Annotated in this window: 2 protein-coding genes; one reads left to right on the top strand and one right to left on the bottom strand. The window is 69.4% G+C overall.

The window, feature by feature from the left end; all coding sequences use genetic code 11:
* Positions 1-1,123, bottom strand: a 1,123-nt coding sequence (locus ABZ260_RS50530; RefSeq protein WP_355632967.1) for an NAD(P)/FAD-dependent oxidoreductase, incomplete at its 3' end; no start/stop codon positions are given.
* Between the two features lie 312 nt (positions 1,124-1,435).
* Here ABZ260_RS50530 and ABZ260_RS50525 point away from each other — a divergent pair.
* The coding region (locus ABZ260_RS50525) for a cbb3-type cytochrome c oxidase subunit I (protein WP_355632970.1) at positions 1,436-1,980 on the top strand (545 nt) is incomplete at its 3' end.

Genomic DNA, 1,980 nt, shown 5'->3' with positions numbered 1-1,980 from the left:
TGCCCGACAGCGGCACGCCCAGCGGGTTCGCGGCGGCGGCGGCCCCGCCCAGGTCGACGACGAACCCCAGGTCGTTGTGCCGGTACGGCCGGAGCCGTCCGCGACCGTATGAGGCGGCGATGTTGTGGGCGGCACGCCTGCCCTGGCGGCCGGCGTGCTGGGCGGTCATCGCGGTGTACTCGCCGGGGCGGGTGAGGTCCGGCACCGCGGCCGCGTCGCCGCAGGCGTAGATCTCCGGGTGTCCCGGCACCCGCAGGTATTCGTCGACGAGCAGCCGCCCCTTCTCGGTCGGCAGCCCCAGCGACTCCACCATCGGGTCGGGGCGCACGCCGACGCACCAGATCAGTGACCGGGTCGCCACGAACTCCCCGTCGGAGAGTTCGACGCCGTCCGCCGTCGCCTCGGCCACACTCGTACCGGTGCGGATCTCCATGCCCCGCTCCGACAGCGTCCGGTGCGCGGTCCGCGACAGGCGCTCGTCGAGCTCGGGGAGGATGCGCGGGGCGACGTCGGCGAGGATCCAGCGCACCGGCTGGTCACGCAGCTCCGGCAGCCTCCTGCGGGTGTCGAGGGTGAGCAGCTGGCCCTGAGCCGCCACCTCGGTACCGGTGTACCCGGCGCCCACGACCACGAAGGTGCACCGGCCCCTGCGCTCCTCGGGGTCGTCGGAGATGGCGGCGAGCTCGATCTGGCGGATCAGGTGGTCACGCAGGTAGAGGGCCTCGGCGATGCTGCGGAAACCGTGGGCGTGCTCGGCGACGCCGGGTATGGGAAGCAGCTTGTTGACGCTGCCGACCGCGATCACCAGGCGGTCGTAGCTCAGCTCGCGGGGGTTGCCCTCGGCGTCCGTGCACCTCAGGCGGCGCGCCTCGATGTCGACGGTGCCCGCGGTGGCGAGCAGATGCCGCACGCCGGGGTGGTTTCCCGCCAACGGGATCGCCACCTTGCGCGGGTCGAGGATCCCCGCCGCGACCTCGGGCAGCAGCGGCAGGTAGAGGAAGTAGTCGGTCGGGTTGATCAGGACGATCTCGATCGCGCCCTTCGCGATCCTGGAAAGGGTGCGAACCGCTGTGAAGCCCGCGAACCCTCCTCCGATCACGACGACTCGCTGTCGCTGGGTCATGAGGTGGTTCCTTTCGACGCTCCGTACTTCAGCGGGGTGCCCTTTTCGCTCCCGGGTCAAGCACGGCGGGTCGTCCGATGTTGCCCACTCGGACCGGTGAGGTCCGGATGAGGGCGATTAATCGCCAGGTCAGCGCGCGGGCAAGATGGCGGAAGGGGGCGAGTGGGAGCGACCTTTCCTGGGGATGGCGGGATGGAAGGCGGCGGGGATCGGATGCCGCGCCGGTTCACGGACGGGCCGGTTCGTGGACGAGCCGGTTCCCGAGGGGGGTGGGCTGTGACGACCTCCGAGCAGTCACGTGAGGAGCCGCCGATCTCACCGCCGGCGCCGCCCAACCGGGTGCCGGGCTCACTGGTCGTGAACTGGCTGACCAGCACCGACCACAAGGTGATCGGTTACCTGTACATGATCACCTCATTCGTCTTCTTCATGTTCGCCGGGCTCATGGCCATGATCATCCGGGCGGAGCTCATCCAGCCGGGCATGCAGGTGGTGAGCCTGGAGCGCTACAACCAGATGTTCACCATGCACGGCGGGGCCATGCTGCTGCTGTTCGCGACCCCGCTGTTCGCCGGGTTCGCCAACGTGATCATGCCGCTGCAGATCGGATCGCCCGACGTGGCGTTCCCCCGGCTCAACATGGTGAGCTACTGGCTCTTCCTCTTCGGCGGCGTCATCGTCCTGTTCGGTTTCATCACCAGCGGCGGTGCCGCCGACTTCGGCTGGACGTCGTACACGCCGCTCTCCACGGCGCCGCACTCCCCGCAGGTCGGCGGTGACCTGTGGATCGTCGGCCTGGTGATGGCGGGTCTCGGCACGATCCTCGGCTCGGTCAACTTCATCACCACGATCATCTG

Source organism: Streptosporangium sp. NPDC006013, from assembly GCF_040614275.1.
Classification (GTDB): domain Bacteria; phylum Actinomycetota; class Actinomycetes; order Streptosporangiales; family Streptosporangiaceae; genus Streptosporangium.
The sequence above is the reverse complement of the archived record's forward strand: the minus strand, read 5'-3'. Positions and strand labels throughout refer to the sequence as shown.